This window comes from Acidiphilium cryptum JF-5, assembly GCF_000016725.1.
Classification (GTDB): domain Bacteria; phylum Pseudomonadota; class Alphaproteobacteria; order Acetobacterales; family Acetobacteraceae; genus Acidiphilium; species Acidiphilium multivorum.
This window is the reverse complement of the sequence record NC_009484.1, coordinates 2,766,863-2,787,375: the sequence shown is the minus strand read 5'-3', so window position 1 is coordinate 2,787,375 and position 20,513 is coordinate 2,766,863. Positions and strand designations below refer to the sequence as shown.

Below are 20,513 nucleotides of genomic sequence, written 5' to 3'. Positions count from 1 at the left end.
ATACGAGCCGCGGCAGATGGCCCTGCCGTTCGACGAGCCCGAACGCTTCGCGCTGGCCGATTTCATCGAAGCGGCGTCGAATGCCGCCGCCCGCGCGGCGCTCGCCGCACCGGGCGACTGGGTGAATCGCCGCCTGGTCCTCTGGGGTGAGGCGGGCAGCGGCAAATCGCACCTCGCCTGGATCTGGGCCGCCCGAACCTGCGCGACGCGGCTTGACGCCGCCCGCCTGCGCACACCGGCAAGCCCCGGGGGGGCGCCGCTGCTCATCGAGGATATCGATGCCGCAGCAGCCCCACTCGCCCTGTTCGCAACCCTTGAACGCGCCACCCAGGCCGCCGTGCCGGTGCTGATGACCTGCCGCACACCGCCGGCGCGGCTGCCGGTCGAACCGCCGGATCTCGCCAGCCGATTGCGCGCCAGCCTGACCATCCGGATCGAGCCGGCCGAACCTGAACTGCTCGACGCCCTGCTGCACCGCCTCGCCGCCGCGCGGCAGATGAGCCTGCCGCCGGCGCTGCACCAGTTCCTGCTGACCAGGCTGCCGCGCCGCCCCGCGGTGCTGCGCGAAGCCATCGCCCGGCTCGACCGCTACGCCCTCGCCCTTGGCACCGCGCCGTCGCGCCGCCTCGCCGAACGGCTGCTCGACGAGCTCGCCGACCCGGAGGAAAACGACCTCGAACCCCCTCCGCCCGCCGAGGCGCCGCCCGCCGCGATCATGTCTCTGCTTTAGTCGGCCGGCCTTTCGTGGCAGACTGCCGGCATGGACCAGGAAACCCTGCCCCGAACAGCCACCGAGCCGATGCCGGCCGGCGATTCCGACCGCTTCATCAACCGCGAGCTATCCTGGCTGGCATTCAATTCGCGCGTCGTCGCCGCCGCCGAAAACCCCCGCTATCCGCTGCTGGAACGGCTGCGATTCATCTCGATCAGCGGCTCCAATCTCGACGAATTCTATTCCGTCCGCGTTGCCGGGCTGATCGGCCAGGCGCGCGCCGGCCTCGCCCTCCGTTCGTCGGATGGTCTGACGCCCACCCAGCAACTCGGCGAAATCAACCGCTGCGCCCGCGCCCTGATGGAGACCCAGCAGCGTGTGCTCGGCACCGTGCTCGCCGAACTGGCCGGCGCCGGCCTTACCATCATCGCGCCGCACGAGCTGAACGAGGCCGACCGCGCCTTTCTCGACCAGCATTTCATGGAGCGGGTCTTCCCCGTCCTCACCCCGCTCGCGATCGACCCCGCGCACCCGTTCCCCTTCGTCCAGAACATGGGCCTCGTGCTCGCGCTCAAGCTGATCCGCCAGGAGGATTCCGGCGTGATGCGGGCGCTCATCCCGCTGCCCGCGCAGATCCGGCGCTTCATCCGCCTGCCCGATCCGTCACCGGAGACGATCCGGTTCGTCAAGCTCGAGGATCTGGTGATCCTCTTCCTCGACCGGCTGTTCCACGGCTTCCGCCTCGCCGGCTCCGGCCTGTTCCGCGTCTGCCGCGATACCGATGTGGAGTTCGAGGAAGAGGCTGAAGATCTCGTCCAGTCCTACGAAACCGCGCTGAAGCGCCGCCGCCGGGGCGCCGCGATCGAACTCACCCTTGCCGCCGACCTGCCGGACGACCTGCGCACCCTCGTCATCGACGAGGTCGAGGCGCCCGAGGACCAGCTCTTTGTCGAACCCGGCATGCTCGGCCTCGTCGATCTGAAGGAAATGATCGTCGACGACCGTCCGGAACTGCTCTTCCCTGCCTATACGCCGCGTTTTCCCGAACGCATCCGGGACTTCGGCGGCGACTGTTTCGCCGCCATCCGCAACAAGGACATCATCGTCCACCACCCGTTCGAGAGCTTCGACGTGGTGGTCCAGTTCCTCCGCCAGGCCGCCTCCGACCCCAACGTGGTCGCGATCAAGCAGACGCTCTACCGCACCAGCCGCGACTCTCCCATCGTCGGCGCGCTGATCGAAGCCGCGGAATCGGGCAAGAGCGTCACCGCCATGGTGGAGCTGCGCGCCCGATTCGACGAGGAGGCCAATATCCGCCTCGCCCGTGCGCTCGAGGCTGCCGGCGTGCAGGTCGTCTATGGCTTTCTCGGACTGAAGACGCACGCCAAGCTCTCGCTCGTGGTCCGGCGCGAGGGCAGCGCCATGCGCGCCTACGCGCATTTCGGCACCGGCAACTACCACCCGATCACCGCGCGCATCTATACCGACCTGTCCTTCTTCACCTGCGACCAGCAGCTGACGCGCGACGCCGCCCGCCTGTTCAACTACATGACCGGCTATGCCCGGCCCGAGCAGATGGACCAGCTCGTCTACAGCCCGATCACGACCCGCCGCGTCATCGCCGCGCTGATCGACGCCGAGATCGAGGCGGCGCGCGCCGGCCGCCCGTCGGGCATCTGGCTCAAGCTGAATTCGCTGGTCGACGAGCGGCTGATCGACCATCTCTACCGCGCCTCGGCCGCCGGCGTCCCGGTTTCCTGCGTGGTGCGCGGCATCTGCTGCCTTCGCCCCGGCGTGCCCGGCCTTTCCGAAAACATCCGCGTCAAGTCGATCATCGGCCGCTTCCTCGAGCATGCGCGGATCGCCGTCTTCGCCAACGGCGCGCGGATGCCCGACCGCGAGAACAAGGTCTTCATCTCCAGCGCGGACTGGATGGCCCGCAACATGGACTGGCGGGTGGAAACCTTCGTGCCGATCCACAACCCCACCGTCCACGCCCAGGTGCTCGACCAGATCATGGCCGTCGACCTGCGCGACGATGTCGATTCCTGGACGCTCGGACCCGATGGCGTCTGGACGAGGGTCCTGCCGGGCGATCCGCCCGTTTCGGCGCATGAATATTTCATGACCAATCCGTCCCTGTCGGGTCGCGGCTCGGCGCTGCGCGGCCCGCTCACCCAGCAGCAACGCGACCAGATCCGCTATCGCAAGACCTTCCTGACCAACGATTGATGGGTGACAACCGGCGGCACGGGATGTGGTCGCAACGCGCCGGCCACCGCCGCCAGATGGTTCCGGCAGATCTCGCCCGCCTCCCATAATTCCGCGACATAGTTCGCCACCTGCGATTGCCGTTGCACAAGCGGCACGGCCGGGGCCGGCGGGCATGCAAGCAGCGACGGCGGAATCCGCGGCTCGACGACCCGGATCCGGGTGACGACCTGCGGGGGCGGCGCCGCGCATCCCGCAAGCAGCACCACCGCCAGCATGAGACCCCGCGCGGTCATGGTTTCGCCCTCCCGCCCTGCGCGGCCGCAAGCTGCGAGAGTGCACCGGCCAGCACCGGAGCCACCGCGCCATCCTGTGTCGGCGGCGCTGCCGCCACCGCCGTCAGAATCCGCTGCGAGAGCGCAACGCCGTGCGCATCCGCCGCCGCAGCGGTGGTCAGCGCCGTTTGCCAGGCCGTCTCATCGGCGGTCAGCCGCGCGAGTTCGGCGCGGTTCTCGGAATTCGTCGCCATCAGCCGCGCGATCGTCCCCTGCCCGCCCCGCACCTCGGCCCGCGCCGCCCGCAGCGCAGCCTCGAGGTGCCAGCCATAGAGCAGCAGGCCGGCGAGCAGCACCACACCCAGGATCCATGGCGCGAACCGGCTCAGCAGCGGAAGGATCACGGCTGGCATCGCGCATTGCCCCCGAACCGGGCCTTCAGACCCATGCCAAACGCCCCCGCGGCGATCGCGGAGCCAAGCCCCATCCCATAGGCCTCGGGCGCAAAGAGCTGGCCACGCACCACCACGGCGAAGACGCCGAGGCAGATGTAGCTGAGCACGCCCAGCACCGAGAGCAGGGCCATCCCGTCCGACCGCCCGGCGGCATCCGAGACTATCTCGTGGAGAAAGCGACGCATCAGATCCCCTCCATTGTCATCCGACGAAACGCAGCCAGTGATCGGCAACGCTGCCGATCACCGCCGAAATCACGCCGATCACCACCATGATCACCCGATGACTGCCCGACTGTTCGCCACGGAACTGCGCCAGCTCCGAGCGGAACCGCGCGAACGCGTCGACGAGTTCGTCGGACTTGTCGATGAACCGCTCCTGCGTGCCCGCCACCTGCAACTCGAAGCGGTTGCGCCAGGCCTCCAGCGCGAGGTGCCTTGCCTCGATCGCGGCAATATCGCGCCGCGCCGAGGCGATCTCCGCCTGCAACAGGCCAACCTCCGAGCGCAGGTCGCCCAGAGCGTCCCGCAGGAACGTGACCGTATCCTCTCCCATGGCGCTTACCCCGGCGTCGTCGAAAGCGGGACGCCGTAGGCGGTCGCCTGCAGCGGCATGTCGATTGCAAAAGCCGCTCCCAGATCCGCCGCCATCGACCATCCGGCCGGCGGCGCGAGGCTCGAGAGATTGTCCGTCACCGCATCGCCCCGGCCGATCTGTGTGCTGCCATAGGGATAGTAGAGCAGGCACGACGCCGCCGGGCTTACCGGCGCGCGCTGCAGCGTCACCGCCACATGCGTCGCATCGACGCGCGAGGCGGCGGTGGCCGGAATCATCGGCCCCGGGTTCGCCACCGTGCCACCGTCCATCACCGCGAACCCCGCCCCGTTCGCCGCCTGCAGGTTCACCCGCAGATCGGTGCCGGCGTCGTGCCGGATGGTCACGACCACCTGGTCTGGCACCGCCTGATACGCATGCGTGATCGACGGTCCGCCCGCGACCGGCAGGCCGCTTGCCGGCACGGCAGCCGCCGGAATGGAGTCCGAAAGCCCCATCGCCAGCGCCGCCCGCGCCGCCGCATGGGCGCCGATCCGGCCATAACGCAGCAGGTCCGGCTGGTCCCGATGCTGCGGATCGCCACCGGCAAACAGGCCGGTTGCCGGGTCCCAGGTCGCGTTCAGCGGATTGGAATCCGCCGTCTGCGCCACGAAGATCACGGCGTTCCCGGCCGGGTCGAGCGACAGGTCGAGCACGCTCTCGCGCACCATCTGCACACCCTGATCGGTCTCGTAGGGAATGGCGCTCCAGAGCAGCAGCGGCAGCGAGGCGGCGCTTCGCCCCAGCATCTGCCGCGTCAGCGCCGCAAGCCGGCTGACACTCTCCTTGTAAAGCGTCTTGTTCGCATAGGGCATCGTGCTGTCCTGCTCGCTCCACGGCCAGAGCAGGAAGGCGATATCGGCCTCGTCCACCGCCGGGACCAATGCCTGCGAGCCGGTCAGATAGGCCGAAAGCGCCTGCCCGTCGGGCCCCAGCGCCCAGGTCGCGGGCGAAGACCCGTCGCCAGGATTGGTCAGGAACGTGCCGTTCGCCGCCCCTGGCGGGAACAGCGGCGGCGAGGAGTTGGACACCGGATGCCCCGCAATCATGGAATACCGCGCCGGGCTGACGACATTCCCCGCCGGCAGCGACGTCGCCGCCCAGGCGGCCGCGCCCAGATACCACGCCACGCCCTGCGCCAGCGCCAGCGCCCCGCCCGCCTGCACGAACCACTCGGCGTTCGACTGGCCCATCACCAGAATGTTGACGCCCCGCCGCGCCCCCAGCACCCACCGCCCCTGTGCGGCCACCAGGGTCGTGACCTCCACGGCATCCAGCGCCCGGGTCCAGCACGCCGCCTCGTGAAACCAGCACTGCGCCGAGCCCTGCACCGTATTGTCGTGGAACAGCAGCACATTGCCCGCCGCCGACGCCGGCAACGGATTTGCGACGCCGCTCGCCACCTGCGCGCCGTCCAGCCACACATCCACGCCCGTCCCCGGCGTGTTGCGCAGGATCAGCGCATGGGTGTGCCGCCGTTCGATCGTCGCGGTGATGCCGCGGCTCGTCGCCGTGCCGGGAAACAGCGTCAGCCCGCCGCCACCCGGCCCGCCGGCCTCGATGATGGTGGTTCCCGTCGCCATCGCATGGATCAGCGGGATCGGCGCATTGTCGACCTCGATCGTGCCCTGCCGCCAGTTCGGCCGGGTCCAGACGAGATAGAGCGTCCACGCCGCCCCGCTGCCGAGGTCGAACCGCGCGAGCGACAATCCCCAGTCCGGATCGAGCGTCGGCCCGTACTGCGCGATGGCCGGGTCCGGACTGCCTGCCGCGCCGAGAAACCCGTTGACCCGCGGCACAGCCATCATCGTCGCCGGCGCGGTATCCGCCGCGATGTGAAACGGCAGGAGCGTCGCCCCGTTGCCGGACTTGTCGGCCAGCGCCGCCGCCGGCGCATTCCACGCGACGAGCGGATTGCCATTGGCATCCAGCACGGCGCCAAGCGCGCCGGCATCCCACCAGCCGGCCAGCCCGCTGACCGAGGCCGGCGTCGGGCCGGCGAAGGCGCTCCCCGCCGGCACCGAATCCGCCGTCTGGGCGCGCGCGAACAGCCGCCCCGTTCCGTTCCGCAGCGGCGCGGCCGGGCGTACCGAAATCAGGTTCATGCTCAGGTCACCGTGATCGTGAAGCCGGACACCACCGCCGCCTGCCCCGTCGCGGTCTCGACCCACACGTAATAGGCCCCCGCCGTTGCCGGAATCGTGGCGTAGACCGCCCAGAGCCCATTGTTGTCGATGATCGAGGCCGCCTGCCAACCGCTGGATGGCGGCGTGGTGCCCGAGGTCGAGAACGCCACCTGAGTCGCGATCGCCTGCGCCGGGCTGATACCGCCGTTCAGCGCCAGCGTGCCCGACCCGGCGGCGACCGAGGTGGTCGCCGGCTGGTTGACCGTATAGGTCACCGAGGGCGTCGCGGCCGTCACCGCGATCGCGCCCGAAACCGCCGTCACCGCCGTATCCGCCGTCTGTTCGGCCCAGAGATAGGCGGTTCCCCCCGCACTGCCCGCCGGCAGCGTGGCCGACCAGGTGCCGCCACTCACCGTCGCGGCAACGAAGCTTGCCGGGGGCGTGGTCGCGCTCGCCGAAAGCCCCACCTGCACCGCCGCCCCCGCCGGGGCCACGGTGCCGCTCACCGCGATATTGCCGCCAGCCGTGGCGCTGGCCGGCACGATCCCGAGCGAAACCGCCGCGGCGACCACGCTGAACGGCGCGCTTCGGCCGACCACGCCGGTCGCATTATGGTCGCGCACCGCGATCGTGTAGGTGCCCGCCGGCAGTCCCGGCATCTGGAACGAGTAGGATCCCGCGCCGATCGTCGGCGCAGCCGCGGCCGTCCAGGTCGTCCCGTCGGTCGAATAATCGAGCGCCGTGGGCGTCTCGTCGAACAGGTCACCGCTCACCGTGAACGCGGCATTCGCGAGCGGAGTACCCGGGGCGTTCACCGTGATCGTCGGCGTCGGCATCGCGATACCATCCCACCACACCAGCGACCCGCCGGAATAGGTCAGCGCAGTCAGTTCCGCCGCGGTGCCCGGCGGCAACGCGCCGACCCCGGTGCCCGAGGTGATGCCGGTGCCCATCTTCACCGGCCCCGAGGCGAGGTTGATCACCCGGCAGGTGAAGCCGCTGCCCATATTGGTGAAATTGGCGGTCAGGGTAATCGGCTGGCTGACCACCAGAATCCGCTGGTTGTGCGTCGTCGCGTCGAGCACCGTGTTGCCGTTCAGCTCGACGACCTGCCGCCGCATGGTGGGAATCTTCTGCGCCACATAGGTCCAGATCGCCGCGAAGCTCTGGCTGGCCAGCGCGTTGCCGCCCTGCGCGACCAGCATCAGGTCGGAATCCGCCGCCGGTCCCGCCGCCGGCAGCTGGTCGATCGTCTGCCCGCCCACCAGCTTTTCATAGGACACCCAGGCATTGGCGCCATTCTGCCAGATCGCGACGAAGTCGCCCGTGCCGATGGTGCTGGCCGAATTCGTGGCTCCCGGCGCGGCGAGTCCCTGCCCCGTCGGACCCACCGGACCCGCCGGACCCGCGGGCCCGATCACTCCGGCCGGCCCAGCCGGTCCGGTCGGCCCCGCGATCGCGCTGGCCGTCACGCTGAGCGTGCCGTTGGCGTCGATCGCAAGGCCGGCACCCGCGGAGAACAGCCCCCGCAGCTCCGTCACCGGCAGCCGTCCCGGTGCCCCTTGCGCGTTCACCACCACCTCGTCGGCGGTCGACAACGTGCCAAGCACCGGAAAGCCGAGATGATCGGTGCCGGTCGCCGAAAGCGTGCCGCCGCCGAGCGCAAGGCCGGTGCCGGGTGCCACCGCTTCGGGCGTTCCCGCCCCGGCGCTGTTGCGCCCGAGCAGGTCACCGGTCGGCAGGCTGATCTCCTGCTGCAGCCCGGCGGTCACCTGCTGCACGCTCGCGGCATAGAGCACGCCGTTCTGCGACAGCGGCAACAGGTCGGTCGGCCCCACGCTCGCGGCGGTGGGCAGTTGCGGTATCGTCGTCATGGTTCGGGAATGTCCTCTCGCGCTGCCTCAGGCGATCGCGACCCAGCCGGTCGCGTCGGTCGCGGTCTGCTTGATCCAGAAGGTTGCCCCGGCGCCGCCGTCGAGGTTGCGATAGCTCGATCCGGGCGGCGCGCTCACCACGCCGAGCGGCGAACCCCGCCCGATCAGCACCACGCACCCGGTCGGCTCGGTCGGCGATATCAGCCGCACCGCGCCACCCGCGGCGGGCCCGAGCCGCACATCGCCCGCCTGGCTGCCGAGCGTGACGCTGCCGTCCGCGGCCGGCACAAGATAGTCCGACTGGATGAACCGCGCCGCCTGCCAGGCCCCGGCATGGCCCCGCCACTCGATCGTCGCGCCGGCCGGCACGGTCAGCGGCGCGCCGGTCCAGTTCTCCTGCGCCGGCGCGCTGCCGGCAGAAGCGAAGCTCACCGGCGCCAGACAGTCGATTTCCAGCCGCCGCCCCTCCAGCACCGGCAGGCCGACCTGCACGGTCGCGGTCGCGCCGGTGCCATCCCCGGTGATGCTCACCTGGGTGCCGGGTCCGTACCCGCTGCCGCGCGCGGTGATGTAGACGCCGATGACCGCGCCGTTGGCGATCCACGCGCTCGCCGCCGCGCCACTGCCCGTCCCGCTGATCGACACCGTGGCATTGGTGTAGTTCGACCCGCCATTGGTCACCTTGATGTAGGTGATCATGCCCTCGGTGCGCTGCGCCGTCGCGCTGATGATCGACTGCACCGCCCCCGTGCTCTGCGACACCGTCACGCGGTCGAGCAGATCGGGATAGACCAGCGTGTTCACCCCGTTCGCGGCCACCGGATTCACCGCGAAGGTATCGTCGAAATTCACGACATTGTTCCGCAGCACCACCGAATCCGTATAGGGAACCAGCGCGTTCAGCGGGTCACCCGACGTGCCGGACGAGACGATGTTGTCCCGCACCACGACGAGCTGCGGCGCATCCTGCAGGACGATGCCATAGCCGCCGGCGCCATAATTGATCCTGTTCCCGGCAATCTCGAGATTGTTGCAGGAAATGCCGAAATTCGTGCCCCGCCCGTCGGATTCGACGTTGAGCGCCATGATGCCCGTGGTGCAGTCCTGGATGAAATTGCCGCGCACCGTGCAGTTCTGGCTGCCGCCGATGCCGATGCCGATCGTCTGCCCGTCGCAGTAATTGCCGCTCAGCTCGACATGGATCGACCCGCCGGCATCGATGCCGAACCCGCCGGAATTGATGATCATGTTGTTGGCGACGCGGCAATACCCGGTGTTCACCAGCATCCCGCCGCCGGCCGGCCCGTTGTCGACGAGCAGGTTCCCGGTCACCAGGATATTCCGCCCCGAAATCGAAATGCCGTAGCCGCTGTTGGAAAAGGCGCAGTTCTGCGCGACCAGCGCGCCCAGCACGTCCGGATTGGCATTGCCATAGGTGGGCGGCTCGCGGTTCGTCTGGTTGAAATTGCCGATCACGATGCCGGTCTGGTTGTTCCAGCACGTGTTGCCGACCACCTGCACATCGCGGATCTTCAGCGTCAGCGTCGGGTCCTGGTTGTCGACATAGATGCCGTTGCGCGCGTTGTCGTGCGCCCGGCAGCTTGTCACCGCCACGGCATCCGTCGCCGCGACCCAGAGCCCGTCCACCGCGTTCGCGGTGAACTCGCAATCATGCACATGATGCCTGGTCACCGTCGGATCGCTCGGCGCGATCGCGAGACCCCAGCCATAGATCGATCCCTTGGCGTTGCGGAACAGCGAGCGCGTGATGTTCGAGGCCGTGCAGCCCGCCTGGATCACCACCCCCCAGGTCTGTGCGGTGATCGCGGCATTGGCGTCGAAGATGATGCCATCGGCATTGAATGTCGCAGCACTCACGCTGATCCACGCCGCCTGGCTCGATGTCCCGGCCACGCTCTGCGCGCCGCGCGTCAGCACCGTCTGCCCCGGCACGCCGATCAGCGTCGCGGCGGTGCCGCTGATGTCGCATTCGCCGTCGATCCGGTAGGTCTTCGGCCCGAACCTGACCGGACTGCCGGCGGCAAGGGCCGCGCGCAGCGCCGGCGCGTCGTCGGTCACGCCATCGCCCCTCGCGCCGAAATCCTCGATCGCGACGGCATTGGCCGCCAGCTCGGCAATCGAGCGCACCGCGCTCGCCCCGGCCGCGACCGCCTCGAACCCGCCCGCCTGCACGCCGGGCAGGGTCGAGATCCCGCTCATGAACGCGCCATAGGCGAGCGCGACATTCGCCCCGCCCTGCCCGAGCGGCACGGCGTCGCCAGCGGCGGGCGCCGCCCCTGCGGGCAATGCCGCAATTTCGAAGGGCGCCGCGGCGGCGGCCAGCGTCGTGCCGCTGAGCGAGAGATTGGCGCCGATGGTGATCGGCACCGGCGCCGCCGTTCCGGGCCCGACACCGCCGAGCAGCGTGCCCTGCGGCAGGGCAAGCTGCTGCTGCATGCCGGCCAGAAACTGCGCGCGCGTCGCCGCCACGGTCTGTCCGGCCTGGTAGAGCGGCAGTTCGTCGCTATCCGAAACCGAATTCGCCGCCGGCAATTGTCCGATGGTTGGCATGCCGCCTCCTCAGTTCGCGGTGATGGGCTGGCCGAACGGGCTGGTGATCGGCGCGCCGCCCGGTGTCGTGATCGCGCTCGCCGGCGCCGGCACCGACGCCAGCGAAACGACCGGCAGGGCGATGCTCCGCGCGAGATTCCGTCCGGCCAGCGTGGTGATGGAAACCGTGACCGTATAGGTCGTGCCCGGCTGCCCGCCGGCGAGCCACAGCACGGCGCGGGTGCCATCGATCGCCGTCGAGGCGATGGTGACATCGCCCGGATTGTCCGGGCTCACCGTGGCCGAAACGGTGGCGATCGCATCGCCCGGGCTGCCCGCGAGGGCGGGTGCCACGTCGAAGGTGTAGTCAAGCGTATCGCCCGGATCCTTTTCCGGCCAGGCCAGCGGCCGCGGCGGCAGCAGCGCGATCCCGCGCGGGGTCGGAATGAACCCCTCGATCTCGATCAGCCGTGCCGAGGCGGCCTGCCAGATCCGGCTGGCCGGTGTCGTGGTTGCGCTCATCTGGATGGCTCCGCTCAGTATTCGACGATGACGATGCCAGGCGCGCCCGCCCCGCCGGGGCTGCCGACGGGCGCGGCGCCGGTCGAGGCGCCGCCGCCGCCGCCGCCGCCGCCGAAGCCGGTGGCCGACAGGCCGGCCAGCGGCCCGCTCGCCCCGCGCCCATGGCCCGGCCCGCCGCCATCGCCGCCGCGCGAGGCGACGACGATGCCGTCACCGCCCATCGCCCCGCCCTGGATGATCCGCGCCCCGGAACCGATACCGCCGGCACCGCCCGCCGTCGCGAACAGCGAGCCGGAGCCGCCTTCGCCGCCGGTGCCGCCGGTGGCCGACATGTAGCCGCCGAAGCTCGACGTGCCGCCATTGCCGCCACTGGCCGGCGAGGTGGGCGCCACGCCCCCCGCGCCCACCGTCACCGCAACCACCTGCCCCGGCACGAGGCCGGTGACGATGTCGATCGCCGTCCCACCGGCGCCACCGCCGGCGCCGGGCATCGAGACGTGGTATCCCGCCGCACCGCCGCCGCCGACAACCGTCACCTTCGCCTGCGTCACCCCGGGCGGCACGACGAAACTGCCCGAGCTCTCGAACACCTGCATCTGCGAGAAGCCCGGCCGCAGCTGCGGCAGCTTGAAGGGCAGGAACGGCGCCTGCGGCAGCGTGACGATATCGGCCGCGGTAATCGCGCTCTGCCCGTAATTGACGGTGACGACGTAAAGCCCCACCCACCCCGCATCCACCGGCGGCGTCACCTGGGTTCCCGCCGCCGCCGCCGCACCCGGCTTGACCTGCAGCTGAACCCGCTGCAGCCGCTGCGTGTTCTGCGCCCCGCCCGAATTGCCCGGCCCGGAATACGGCACCGAAGGATCGGCGGCGTTCACGTAGGGCAGCACGACCGGATCGGCGTCGGCCTCCGAAAACGTCGCCTCGATCAGGTAATTCACCGACTGGCCGGAACTGGCCGGCGCCGCGAGGGTGAACGTGACCGGATCGAGATTGATGCCCATCCGTACCGTCTGCTGCGCGGTATCCTGCGGCAGGCTGCCATAGCTGTTGGCATCGACCGGCCCGAGCTGGGTGATCGATCCCGGCGCCACCGTCACCGTCAGCGAGGCCGGCACGGTCGGCGTGCAGGCCAGCCCGTCCGCGACCATGCCGCCGCCGAGCACCGCTTCATTGAGCGCGCCGATCGCGACCATCACGTTGCGGTTGAGGTTCAGAATGTCGGTATCCAGCGGGATCGCCCCCGGATAGACGATGGTCCTGTCCATGAAGATGTCCTTGTCATGAGGCCGTGCGACGGCACCCGCCGCATCAGGGCGGCGGCCGGCCGGCAGGGATGAAAACGGCGCGGGATCGCCCGTCAGTTCAGCAACCGCGTCCAGGCGATGGCATTGACCGGCAGCACGCCGGCGATGGTTGCGTAGATGTCGGCATCGGTGGCCAGCCCCACATCCTGGGCGAGATCGCTCCAGGCCAGCGGCGAGGTCGAATACCCGCCCGGCCCGTACCCGAAACCGCCGGACGCGCCGCTGCCGGCCACGAGCGGGCGATAGGCCGTCACGAAACACTGATAGGGCAGGGCAAGGCTGCCATAGCCGCCGCGCGCGCCATACCCCAGCGTGTTGGCGCCATAGCCGCCGGTATCGCCCGTGTTGGCGGGCTCGAAGATCGCCGGCGCCCGCCCGGTCTCGGCGGTGATCGCCGCCGCCAGCGCCGCCCGCGTTGCCTTCGGCGCCAGCAGATTGGCGCGGATCCGCATGCTGAACGCGGCATCCGCCTCGCCCGCCCGCCGGACGATGCGCCCGCCCAGATAGTCCCGCGCGGCAATGTCCAGCATCGGCCCCGAGGCCGTCGCGATCCGCGTCTGCCGCCGCACCGCGCCGATCAGCGCGTAAAGCCCGGCCCAGAGCGCGCCGAGCCCGCCGAGAACCTGGTCCAGCACCGGCGTCGCATCGGCGAACCAGCCGGCCGGCAGGACCATTTTCAGCCGCGCCGCCATGTCGGCCGCGCTGCCGGGAGGATTCGAACCGCTCATGGCTCAGCTCACGCCGATCGTGCCGGCCCGCACCACCCCGAACGCGGGCGGCGCCAGATCGGCCGTGCCACCGTTCAGCAGGGCGTCGGTCACGTTCACCACGGCGTCGGACGCGTCATAGGCAATCTGCAGCAGCTTCGAGTAAGGCAGCGTCGCGCCCACCGGCAGCCCGCCGATATAGGCCGCGATCGCCGCTGTCACCGCGGAGATGGCGGCCTGCGGCACCGTCCCTGGCGCCAGCACCAGCGTCATCGACACGTTCGCCGTCACCACCGTCGGTCCCTGCACCGCGAAACGCGTGCCCACCGGCCGCACCGCGTCCACCGCCCGGCCCAGCGTCGCCAGCAGCGAGGCCGGCGGATGGCCGGTTCCGTCATCCACCGTGACGATGAAATTGCCCATGCTGACGGCCCCGGTCTGGTCGACATTCTCGCTGATCGTCACCGACAGCCCCTGCTGCACACCGGCCACCGCTTCCTCGATGGCGCCGGTCGTCGCGCGCGACAGGCTGGCGAGATAGTTGCCGAACCGCGCCTTGAACGCGGCATCGCTCTCCGCGTCCACACCGCCGCCCATCGGCGCCGCGTTGCTCACGGTGTCGATCCCGGCGATCGCCGTGGTCAGCAGCGAAATCGCCCCCGCCACCACGTTGCCGGCCGCCCCCGGCACCACCGCGCTCACCGGTAGGTCGATCGAGGCAACACCCGCCGCCAGCGTGTATCCGCCCTGCGCCGCCGAAAAATCCGGGTTCGCCGGGTCGGCCGTCACCGCGAAACTCTGGCTGCCATCGGCGGTCATCGCCGTCGCGCCGACCGGCACGAAGGCCGACAGCACAGGGGCGAACCGCGCGAAGGTCACCGTGCCGCCGGCCGCCACCGCCGGCAGCCGGGCGAAGCCGAAATCCGCGCCGAAACTGTCGCAGTCGGCCCCGGTGCTGGTGGCAAGCCGCGTGGTCAGCAGCACCTGCACGATCATCCATTGCAGCCAGAGGCCGAGCGAGGCGTTCGCCTCGAGCAGCGCCCGCAGGACCGACCCGACGGTCAGGTCCAGCGCCTGGCTCGCCGCCCCCTGCAGGGCAGCGGCCATCTGCTCCACCATGGCGGTGAAGCTCTGCAGCGATAATTGCATCGGAATTCCCTGTGCTGATCAGACGGAACCCGGCAGCGCGAGCACCCGCGCCCGTCCCGTCGCGGCGTCCTGATAGGCGATGGTCATCGCCAGCCCGCCCGGATTGCCCTGGCTGACCGTGATCTGCGGCGGCGGCGCGCTCGCCACCCGCGCCTCGCCGCGCATTTGCGCCCGCGCCAGCGCGCCGGCAGCAGCGGCAGGCCCCGCCGCGCCGACGAACTGGCCGAGCCCGGCGCCATAGGAAAGCTGCCAGACATATCCGCCGGGATTGGTCAGCAGCCGCCGCAGCACCCGCTGCTCGGTCAGCGCCGCCGCCTCGGCCAGAGCAAGGTCGCCGCCATTGCCGAAGGCAAGGTCGCCGCCGAAGGTCAATGCGAGATCCGCCATCACACCACCGTCGAGGGCGTGCCGGTCGAACCGCCCTGCGGATCGGGATGGGTGTGCCCGTCATGGGCCCGCCGCAGCGTATCGAGACTGCCATGCGTCCCGCTCAGGTCCGAAATCTCTCCGCTCACCATCAGATCCCCCTCGATCGAAACCGTCCCGGCTTTCATCGCGATCGTCCCGTCATTGCGCAGCCGCAGGAACGATCCGCTCTGATGCACGAGCCACAACTCGCCCACCGCCGCCTGCGGCGCCGGATCGCGGTCCGACCACAGCCGGCCGAGGACCACCGCCTGTTCGGCGTCGCCCTCCTGCCCGAGCACCAGAACCTGGTCGCCCGGTGACAGCGGCGCCGCCATGCCCCAGCCGGCGCCGACCCATCCGGCCAGCACCGGCAGCCAGCCCGAGAGCACGCCCTCCGGCTGCAACGCCACCCGCGCCGCGTAGGCGGCCGGATCGAAACTCGCGACCACGGCGAACCGCGCCTGCGCCGAAAGCCCGTCGAGCGCCGCCGCCCGGCCTTTCACCGCGTTCCAGAAATGCTCCATCATGCCGCCCGCATCGCCTCGAAATGCTGCAGGAACCCGATCCGCCCGCCGATCACCCGCTCCACGCTCCGCACCACATACGCGCCATCGAGCGCGGTCTGCGTGCCCTGGAGCAAAATCGGGGTTCCCGGCATCATCGACGTCTCGCCCGGCATGCTCGCCTGCAGCCGCACCGCCTGCGCGGCCAGCGCCGCCTGCGCCGCCGCCGCAACGCGCTCTACCTCGCCCTGGGTCAGGTTCGGGCGGATCAGCGTCGTCCCGCCGGAACTGCCGGCGCTCGAACTGAACGCCGCCTTGCTCTTCGGGTTCCAGCTCCGCACCGTCATCTTCGGGCTTGCCAGCGCCAGCGCGCGGTCGCAGCCCAGCGTCATCAGATCCCGCCCATAGGTCAGCAGCATCGGCGCGCCGGCCGGCGGCGCCGTGAAATTCAGCGTCGTCCCGGTCACCGAAAGGCTGAACCGCTCACGCACCGCGAGCGCGGCCAGCAGGTCCCACCGCGTCGCGTGCCGCGAATGCAGGCCGAGCCCGGTCTGCGCATGCGCCAGCTCGTAATACTGGCCGATCCGCGTCCTCGTCGCGTCCACATTCGCGGCAAGCCCGGCCTCGCCGGCAAATCCCGTCGCCACCTCACTCGCCGTGAGGTTCGAGAAGGTCTGGTCCACCTCGGCGTCGATCAACCGCGCGGCGAGATCCCGCCCGCTCAGGATCGCGGCGCCGAGATCGAACCGGATCGCGACATTGTCGACCTGGCCCACGACCAGCGCCGGCCCGGTCCCGATGCCCGCCGTCACTACCCCGCCCTGCAATCCCGCGAGCCAGGCCGCGCCGCCCGGCACCGCGCCGATCGCGAATTCGAGGACGAAGCACGCCGCCTCGAACGCGCCGGGCTGGCGGATTTCCAGCCGCTCCAGCCCCGGCAGCGGCGCTCCGTCGAGCGTCGCGAACGGGGCGATCGCCCGCACCGTCACCGCCTCAGACACGCGGCACCCCGCCACCCGCATTCGGGTCCACCGGCGGCAGCACCAGTGTCACCAGCCCGACCAGCACAGGGTCGGACAGCCCGTTGAGCTGCGCGATGCGAATCCACTGCGTCGCATCGCCCAGATGCCGCGCGGCGATCTCGTAGAGATTGCCGCCCGCGACCGTGATCGTCGTCGTCCCGCTCATGCCGCCCCCAATGAAGCGTTGCCGGCGGCGCGGCCGAGATAGGCGGCGGCCCCGCCAAGCGCCGCGAGCGACAGGCTCGCCGTGCCCATCGCCTGCAGCGCCCGCGTCGCCGCCGAGGCGCCGGCGCTCGCGCCGAACGCGCCCTGCGCCGCCGCCAGCCCGTTCTCCGCCGCGCTCAGCGCGCCGCCCACAACCCCCTGCGCCGCGGCAATGCTCCCGGGCGCCGTCACCGTTACGGAGCCGAGCGAAAGTCCCACCAGCCCGGCCAGGCCACCGGCGCTGACGAGATCAAGCCCCGCCTGCGCCAGCGCGTCCGGCACCGCCGTCACCAGGTTCTGCGCCTCGACCAGCTCGATCGAGAACGGAATCCACCAGGGTTTCTCGTAAACCGCGACGAAATCCGCGATCACCACCTCAAAGGCGAAGCCGCTCCAGGCCAGCGGCAGGGTCGCCCCCGCCGCCCGCGCCACATCGAGCAGTTGCGCCCGCGCCTCGGCATCGGGGCCGGAGAAAGTGCCCGCGAAACGGATGATCCCCGCCGCCGCGCCGAGCGTGTCGATCACGCGGCCGCCGCCCGGCAGCTCATGCACCGCCAGCCGCTGGCAGCCGCCGAACTCGATCGCCTGCGGTACCTCGAAATCCCGGAAGGCAACGCCGCCCAGCGTCACCATGATCGCCGCCATCTTCCGCCTCCCGCTTTCAGAATCCCGGCTTGCGGCCCGGGAACACCGGCGACATGCGCGTGTCGTATCCGGTCACGCCCGAAGGCGGCCGCCGCGCCTCGTCGCCGAACAACCCGCCGAGCCAGCGGCCGAGATCCATCCGCTCCGGCGCCGCGAACCGCGTCTCCGGCCGCACCGCCGCCGCCGCCAGCCCCGTTGCCTCCGCACCGACCGCCCGCCCCGGCACGACCGGCGCCACCGGTCGCGCCGACGATGCGGATGAAACATGAGCCCCATTCCAGGCATGCGGCCCGGAGCGACCTGACGCCACATGCGGGGCCACCACGCGGCGCGAAGCCGCCATCGCCGGAACCCCGGCGCGCAGGGCGGTGTGGATCAGCGGCACGTCCCGCGCCGCCGCATGCCTCGATCGTGCCGCCGGCACCCGATGCGCCGGCAGATGCGCGCCCGCCCGCCGAATCTCCGGCCCGAAGCCGTGCGCCACGCGCCGCCCCGTCACAGCCGCAGCCCACAGGCCGGGGCGGAACGAAGCATAATGCCGCAGATGCCATGGATGCCGCACGCGATCCGTCGGAAACCGCGCGGCATGTTGCCATCCACCGGGCCGTGCCCACACCGCCCCGCCGTCGCGGCGGCTGGTCGGAAACGCCACCGCTGCCGCCTGCATGGCGGACGTCACCGCCCGCCGCATTCTCCGCGCCACCGAGCGCAGCCGGCGGGGCGCGATCCGCCCGAACCCGCCCCGCGCCAGCCCGGCGAACCGCGCCCCCGCACCGTCGCGCCATCTCACACCTGCACCCACGCCATCGCCTTCCAGTCGAATGTCAGCCCGTCCAGCTCCCCGCACGCGACGACGAACGCGATCCGCTCCGCCTCGCCGAGCGTGAAGGCCACCTCGAACGGCACCCCGCGCCCGACCAGGTAGAGACAGTCGATCAGCGCGGGGTGCCGGCTCAGTTTCCCGCGAGCGCCTTCACCGTATCGGCATCCTCGGGCTGCAACGCCGCCGCCGCCGCCTCGATCCCCGCCTCGCCGAGCCGCTCCACGGCGTTTTCCACCGCCGCCTCGCTCGCCGGAAACGGCAGCGGCACGCCATCGATCGCGCTGACCGACGCCGCCAGCGAGGCGACGCCAAGATACGCCTCGTTCATCGAAAGCTCCGGCCCGAGCGCCTTGAACAGGCGCAGCCGGTCGAGCATCGTCAGCGGCCGCAACGCGAGCACCCGCCCGCGCGCGTCCTCCACCGCGCCGCCGCTCATACGCGCCTGCGCGTCGAGGCGAAGAAGTCGAGCTTCTGCGCCACCGGCATGTCGCCGCGATACACGCCCGCCGAGCTGAGCTTGAACACGACCCCATCGAACTGGTAGGTCGAGGTCGATCCGTCAGTTTCATTCACATATTGATAGAGCGTTCCCGGCGGGATCGCCTGCCCCGACAGATAGGCCTGCTCGATCTGCGCCATGAAATCGTCGGCCGCCGAGGTGCCGCGGTCGAGCAAGAAACTTCCCTGCCATCCCCTCGGCAGTTCGGCGCCGAGCTGTACCCCGTCGAGCCGGTCGACGCGCACGCTCTGCGTCACCTGGCTCACCTCGAATCCGGTCACATGGGCAAGATCGACCCGGCCGAACGGCCCCATGACGACGAGCTGGCAATCATTGCCAACGGTAAACGTGTTGTATGGCATCTGCTACCTCACACCGTGCCCTGGGGCAGGGTCTGCTGGCTGACCTGCACGGTCTGCCCGCCCTCGACATTGACGATGAACCGCTCGTTGATCGCCTGGTACTGCACCTGCACATCCGCCTGCACATAGCCAAGCCCGGTGCGCGAAGGCGGATTGTTCGAGGCATCGCACACCACGGCGAAGGGCAAAGCCCCGTTGGTGGTGCCGAGCATGCCCTGGCCGAGCATCGTGTTCAGGAAGGCCAGCAGCGTGCCGCGGATGCGGCGGAACAGCGTCTCGTTCACCAGCTGGCCGACATACTGCCCCATCCCCGCCGACAGGGTGGCGGCGATGTAGTTGGTCATGCGGGTGTAGTTGTCGCCGTTGGTGGCGCTGTCGGATGAGGCGTTGAACCCGCCGCGCACGCCCCAGAACGCCCCGCCCGGCTGCGGATTGGCGATCACGTCGATCCCGGCCGACATCAGCGCCGACAGATCGGCCGACGAATAGGTGCTGGTGGTGCCGGATGCGGCGCGCCCCGATTTCTGGCTGCCGACGACGCCATAGAGCGGCTTGTTCAGCGAGCTCTGTTCCGGCGAGAGATTGGCGAGCCGCCCGGCCACGAAACCCTGCGGCGACACCAGCCGGGTCATCCCGTTCGCCTGGTCGTACCACCAGATCCAGTCGCCGAACATCACCTTGGCGGCATAGGAATCGATCCCCGCCGTCCGCTTCGCCGACACCGCATTGGCGATCGTGTCGCCCGGCGGCCCGGCCAGGATCATGTAGCAGCCTTCCTCGAGGCCGAAGGCGACGGTCGGGCTCCACTGCGTCGGATCGTCGAGATCGGCCAGCACCGCGATCCCGCAGCCCTGCCCGCGCAGCGCATACATCCCGCTCCGCGGCAGCGTGTCCTGGCCCACGAGCGAGGCGGCGGTCAGCCCGCCGGCGCCGTCGCTGCCCGGCGTGCCGGCCGCGAACGGATAGACCCCCGTCACCGGCGGGGTCGACAACGTGCCGGCACTCGCCACCACCAGCTCGGAGGCGCCGCGCAGCGGCCCCGTCCCGGCATTCACCGCATTCGCCGCCGCCTGCCAGAACGCGGCTCCGGTGCCGGCGATGTTGTCGAACACCTCCGGCGTGCGCCCCGGCAGCGCCACGGTCAGCCGCCAGCTGTTCGCCGCCGACCCGGCCGAAACCGTCACCGTGATCGCGTTGCCGAGCGATCCGGTATGGAGCGCCGTCAGCGTCAGCGCGCCGAGAATGGAAACCGAGGCCGCGGCATCGGTGCCGTCGCTCACCCGCACGCAGCGGAAATTCGACGCCCCCTGCTGCACCGCCACGGCCACCGCCGTGCCCATGTCGTATTGCCGCGCCATCACCGGCCCGAAGGATGCGGCATAGTCGCCCATCGAGCCGACGATCATCGGCTCGCCCACCGGCCCCCACGACGCCGAGCCGACCACGCCGAGCACATCGGTCGGCACGCCGTTGAGCAGCAGCGTCTGCGGCGGCACGATCTGCACATAGAGGTCGGGAACGATCAGCGCCGTCGTGTTCAGCGCGCCTGCCTGCGATATCGGCAT

The 20,513-nt window shown here is 70.6% G+C and carries 22 protein-coding genes; 2 read left to right on the top strand and 20 right to left on the bottom strand.

Annotated elements, in window-relative coordinates; translation table 11 throughout:
- The first annotated feature begins 16 nt into the window (after positions 1-16).
- Both ACRY_RS15175 and ACRY_RS15170 read left to right on the top strand, forming a co-directional pair.
- A complete protein-coding gene (locus ACRY_RS15175; protein WP_007422427.1) occupies positions 17-730 on the top strand; it encodes a DnaA ATPase domain-containing protein in 714 nt (237 codons plus the stop codon).
- Between the two features lie 30 nt (positions 731-760).
- Complete coding sequence (locus ACRY_RS15170; RefSeq protein ID WP_012040123.1) at positions 761-2,944, top strand: RNA degradosome polyphosphate kinase; 2,184 nt, start codon at positions 761-763, stop codon at positions 2,942-2,944.
- Here the strand turns inward: ACRY_RS15170 and ACRY_RS15165 are convergent.
- The 20 genes from ACRY_RS15165 to ACRY_RS15070 form a co-directional block, all read right to left on the bottom strand.
- Positions 2,914-3,219, bottom strand: coding sequence for a hypothetical protein (locus tag ACRY_RS15165; protein WP_012040122.1), 306 nt, complete (start codon positions 3,217-3,219; stop codon positions 2,914-2,916). The genes ACRY_RS15170 and ACRY_RS15165 overlap by 31 nt on opposite strands.
- Positions 3,216-3,611, bottom strand: a complete 396-nt coding sequence (locus ACRY_RS15160) for a hypothetical protein (protein ID WP_012040121.1) — start codon at positions 3,609-3,611, stop codon at positions 3,216-3,218. Before ACRY_RS15160 ends, ACRY_RS15165 begins: the two co-directional genes overlap by 4 nt.
- Positions 3,599-3,838, bottom strand: coding sequence for a hypothetical protein (locus tag ACRY_RS15155; protein ID WP_007422431.1), 240 nt, complete (start codon positions 3,836-3,838; stop codon positions 3,599-3,601). Before ACRY_RS15155 ends, ACRY_RS15160 begins: the two co-directional genes overlap by 13 nt.
- Before the next feature lie 16 nt (positions 3,839-3,854).
- Positions 3,855-4,208 carry a hypothetical protein gene (locus ACRY_RS15150; protein WP_007422432.1) on the bottom strand — a complete coding sequence of 118 codons (354 nt, stop codon included), beginning with the start codon at positions 4,206-4,208 and terminating at the stop codon, positions 3,855-3,857.
- 5 nt (positions 4,209-4,213) lie between these two features.
- Positions 4,214-6,352: a hypothetical protein gene (locus ACRY_RS15145; protein WP_012040120.1), complete on the bottom strand. Its 2,139-nt coding sequence runs from the start codon at positions 6,350-6,352 to the stop codon at positions 4,214-4,216.
- Positions 6,353-6,354: 2 nt separating this feature from the next.
- Positions 6,355-8,247 (bottom strand): collagen-like protein, encoded by a 1,893-nt coding sequence (locus ACRY_RS15140; protein WP_012040119.1) that lies wholly within the window; start codon positions 8,245-8,247, stop codon positions 6,355-6,357.
- 27 nt (positions 8,248-8,274) lie between these two features.
- The gene (locus ACRY_RS15135; protein WP_012040118.1) at positions 8,275-10,818 is read right to left on the bottom strand and encodes a right-handed parallel beta-helix repeat-containing protein; all 2,544 of its coding nucleotides are present in this window, start codon (positions 10,816-10,818) and stop codon (positions 8,275-8,277) included.
- 9 nt (positions 10,819-10,827) lie between these two features.
- Positions 10,828-11,319, bottom strand: a complete 492-nt coding sequence (locus ACRY_RS15130; RefSeq protein WP_043509232.1) for a hypothetical protein — start codon at positions 11,317-11,319, stop codon at positions 10,828-10,830.
- A 14-nt stretch (positions 11,320-11,333) separates the two neighbouring features.
- Positions 11,334-12,587 carry a glycine-rich domain-containing protein gene (locus ACRY_RS20440; RefSeq protein WP_012040117.1) on the bottom strand — a complete coding sequence of 418 codons (1,254 nt, stop codon included), beginning with the start codon at positions 12,585-12,587 and terminating at the stop codon, positions 11,334-11,336.
- A gap of 92 nt (positions 12,588-12,679) precedes the next feature.
- Positions 12,680-13,354 carry a hypothetical protein gene (locus ACRY_RS15120; protein WP_007422920.1) on the bottom strand — a complete coding sequence of 225 codons (675 nt, stop codon included), beginning with the start codon at positions 13,352-13,354 and terminating at the stop codon, positions 12,680-12,682.
- Between the two features lie 3 nt (positions 13,355-13,357).
- Complete coding sequence (locus ACRY_RS15115) at positions 13,358-14,482, bottom strand: baseplate J/gp47 family protein (RefSeq protein WP_012040116.1); 1,125 nt, start codon at positions 14,480-14,482, stop codon at positions 13,358-13,360.
- Positions 14,483-14,500: 18 nt separating this feature from the next.
- On the bottom strand, positions 14,501-14,869 hold the full coding sequence (locus tag ACRY_RS15110) for a hypothetical protein (RefSeq protein ID WP_012040115.1): 369 nt from the start codon (positions 14,867-14,869) through the stop codon (positions 14,501-14,503).
- A complete protein-coding gene (locus ACRY_RS15105) occupies positions 14,869-15,417 on the bottom strand; it encodes a phage baseplate assembly protein V (protein ID WP_012040114.1) in 549 nt (182 codons plus the stop codon). The genes ACRY_RS15110 and ACRY_RS15105 overlap by 1 nt, the downstream gene beginning before the upstream one ends.
- Complete coding sequence (locus ACRY_RS15100; protein WP_231295285.1) at positions 15,414-16,394, bottom strand: hypothetical protein; 981 nt, start codon at positions 16,392-16,394, stop codon at positions 15,414-15,416. Before ACRY_RS15100 ends, ACRY_RS15105 begins: the two co-directional genes overlap by 4 nt.
- A complete protein-coding gene (locus tag ACRY_RS15095; protein ID WP_007422926.1) occupies positions 16,387-16,581 on the bottom strand; it encodes a hypothetical protein in 195 nt (64 codons plus the stop codon). Before ACRY_RS15095 ends, ACRY_RS15100 begins: the two co-directional genes overlap by 8 nt.
- On the bottom strand, positions 16,578-17,264 hold the full coding sequence (locus tag ACRY_RS15090; RefSeq protein WP_012040112.1) for a hypothetical protein: 687 nt from the start codon (positions 17,262-17,264) through the stop codon (positions 16,578-16,580). Before ACRY_RS15090 ends, ACRY_RS15095 begins: the two co-directional genes overlap by 4 nt.
- Before the next feature lie 16 nt (positions 17,265-17,280).
- Positions 17,281-18,066, bottom strand: coding sequence for a hypothetical protein (locus ACRY_RS15085; RefSeq protein WP_231295284.1), 786 nt, complete (start codon positions 18,064-18,066; stop codon positions 17,281-17,283).
- A gap of 151 nt (positions 18,067-18,217) precedes the next feature.
- On the bottom strand, positions 18,218-18,523 hold the full coding sequence (locus ACRY_RS15080; RefSeq protein WP_007421566.1) for a hypothetical protein: 306 nt from the start codon (positions 18,521-18,523) through the stop codon (positions 18,218-18,220).
- On the bottom strand, positions 18,520-18,948 hold the full coding sequence (locus tag ACRY_RS15075; protein WP_007421565.1) for a hypothetical protein: 429 nt from the start codon (positions 18,946-18,948) through the stop codon (positions 18,520-18,522). Before ACRY_RS15075 ends, ACRY_RS15080 begins: the two co-directional genes overlap by 4 nt.
- Positions 18,949-18,956: 8 nt before the next feature.
- The gene (locus tag ACRY_RS15070; protein WP_007421564.1) at positions 18,957-20,513 is read right to left on the bottom strand and encodes a tail protein; all 1,557 of its coding nucleotides are present in this window, start codon (positions 20,511-20,513) and stop codon (positions 18,957-18,959) included.

Coding starts and splice junctions, on each gene's coding strand:
- ACRY_RS15070 (WP_007421564.1), bottom strand. CDS start 20,513: ATGCCGATATCGCAGGCAGGCGCGCTGAACACGACGGCGCTGATCGTT.
- ACRY_RS15165 (WP_012040122.1), bottom strand. CDS start 3,219: ATGACCGCGCGGGGTCTCATGCTGGCGGTGGTGCTGCTTGCGGGATGC.
- ACRY_RS15115 (WP_012040116.1), bottom strand. CDS start 14,482: ATGCAATTATCGCTGCAGAGCTTCACCGCCATGGTGGAGCAGATGGCC.
- ACRY_RS15090 (WP_012040112.1), bottom strand. CDS start 17,264: ATGGCGGCGATCATGGTGACGCTGGGCGGCGTTGCCTTCCGGGATTTC.
- ACRY_RS15135 (WP_012040118.1), bottom strand. CDS start 10,818: ATGCCAACCATCGGACAATTGCCGGCGGCGAATTCGGTTTCGGATAGC.
- ACRY_RS15160 (WP_012040121.1), bottom strand. CDS start 3,611: ATGCCAGCCGTGATCCTTCCGCTGCTGAGCCGGTTCGCGCCATGGATC.
- ACRY_RS15150 (WP_007422432.1), bottom strand. CDS start 4,208: ATGGGAGAGGATACGGTCACGTTCCTGCGGGACGCTCTGGGCGACCTG.
- ACRY_RS15145 (WP_012040120.1), bottom strand. CDS start 6,352: ATGAACCTGATTTCGGTACGCCCGGCCGCGCCGCTGCGGAACGGAACG.
- ACRY_RS15140 (WP_012040119.1), bottom strand. CDS start 8,247: ATGACGACGATACCGCAACTGCCCACCGCCGCGAGCGTGGGGCCGACC.
- ACRY_RS15105 (WP_012040114.1), bottom strand. CDS start 15,417: ATGATGGAGCATTTCTGGAACGCGGTGAAAGGCCGGGCGGCGGCGCTC.
- ACRY_RS15095 (WP_007422926.1), bottom strand. CDS start 16,581: ATGAGCGGGACGACGACGATCACGGTCGCGGGCGGCAATCTCTACGAG.
- ACRY_RS15120 (WP_007422920.1), bottom strand. CDS start 13,354: ATGAGCGGTTCGAATCCTCCCGGCAGCGCGGCCGACATGGCGGCGCGG.
- ACRY_RS20440 (WP_012040117.1), bottom strand. CDS start 12,587: ATGGACAGGACCATCGTCTATCCGGGGGCGATCCCGCTGGATACCGAC.
- ACRY_RS15155 (WP_007422431.1), bottom strand. CDS start 3,838: ATGCGTCGCTTTCTCCACGAGATAGTCTCGGATGCCGCCGGGCGGTCG.
- ACRY_RS15175 (WP_007422427.1), top strand. CDS start 17: ATGGCCCTGCCGTTCGACGAGCCCGAACGCTTCGCGCTGGCCGATTTC.
- ACRY_RS15170 (WP_012040123.1), top strand. CDS start 761: ATGGACCAGGAAACCCTGCCCCGAACAGCCACCGAGCCGATGCCGGCC.
- ACRY_RS15130 (WP_043509232.1), bottom strand. CDS start 11,319: ATGAGCGCAACCACGACACCGGCCAGCCGGATCTGGCAGGCCGCCTCG.
- ACRY_RS15080 (WP_007421566.1), bottom strand. CDS start 18,523: ATGAGCGGCGGCGCGGTGGAGGACGCGCGCGGGCGGGTGCTCGCGTTG.
- ACRY_RS15110 (WP_012040115.1), bottom strand. CDS start 14,869: ATGGCGGATCTCGCATTGACCTTCGGCGGCGACCTTGCCTTCGGCAAT.
- ACRY_RS15075 (WP_007421565.1), bottom strand. CDS start 18,948: ATGCCATACAACACGTTTACCGTTGGCAATGATTGCCAGCTCGTCGTC.